The 1,107-nt window shown below is 74.3% G+C and carries 1 protein-coding gene; it reads left to right on the top strand.

Annotated features, from left to right (window positions below; translation table 11 throughout):
* The coding region (locus tag B7767_RS40125; protein ID WP_107486611.1) for a S1 family peptidase at positions 1-1,107 on the top strand (1,107 nt) is incomplete at both ends.

The raw sequence follows: 1,107 nt of genomic DNA, 5'->3' as shown, positions 1-1,107 counted from the left end.
CGGCGCCCGGCGCCGCCCAGACCCTGGGCGCCGACCGGCCGTCGCCCCATCTGCTCGCCGCCCTCCGGCGCGACCTGAAGCTGGACGAGGCCCAGGCCTCCCAGCGGCTGGTCAACGAGGCCGAGGCGGGCTCCCGGGCGGGCCGGCTGCGCAACGCGCTCGGCGACCGGTTCGCCGGCGCCTGGGTGCGCGGCAGGACGGCCGAGGAACTCACCGTCGCGACCACCGACGCCAAGGACGTGCCGGCCATCGAGGCCCAGGGCGCCACGGCCAAGGTGGTCCGGCGGACGCTGGCCGGTCTGGAGGCGTCCAAGGCGAAGCTGGACGCGGCGGCCGAGCGCGTCAAGACCCTCGACACACCCGTCTGGTACGTCGACGTACCGGAGAACCGGATCATGGTGCAGGCGACGAGCCAGGAGGCCGGCGACGCCTTCGTCAAGGCCGCGGGGCTCGAAGGCGCGGACGTCGGCATCCGGATGACGACGGTACGGCCGCGCCTGCTGCAGGACATCACCGGCGGCGACGCCTTCTACATCGACGACTCCGCGCGCTGCTCGGTCGGCTTCTCCGTCACCCGGGGCGAGCAGCCGGGCTTCGTCACCGCCGGTCACTGCGGCAGGGCCGGCGCGACCACGACCGGGTACGACCGCACCGCGCAGGGCACCTTCCAGGCCTCCGTCTTCCCCGGCGAGGACATGGCGTGGGTGGCGACCAACGACCAGTGGACGCCCACGCCCGACGTCAAGGCGCAGGACGGCCAGGAGGTGCAGGTCACCGGTTCGGCGCAGGCGCTCGTCGGGGCGTCGGTGTGCCGTTCCGGCTCGACCACCGGATGGCACTGCGGGACCATCGAGCAGCACGACACCAGCGTCAGCTACCCCGAGGGCAGGGTCGACGGGCTGACCCGGACGACGGTGTGCGCCGAGCCGGGCGACTCCGGCGGGCCGTACGTCGCGGGCGCGCAGGCGCAGGGTGTCACCTCCGGCGGTTCCGGCGACTGCACCGGCGGCGGTACGACGTTCTACCAGCCGGTCAACCCGATCCTCGGCGACTTCGGGCTCACCCTGACCACCGCCGCCGCTCAGACGGCGCCGGAGCAGCAGGAGG

It is taken from the genome of Streptomyces sp. 13-12-16 (assembly GCF_002114215.1).
Classification (GTDB): domain Bacteria; phylum Actinomycetota; class Actinomycetes; order Streptomycetales; family Streptomycetaceae; genus Streptomyces.
This window is presented reverse-complemented; position numbering and strand designations above follow the sequence as displayed.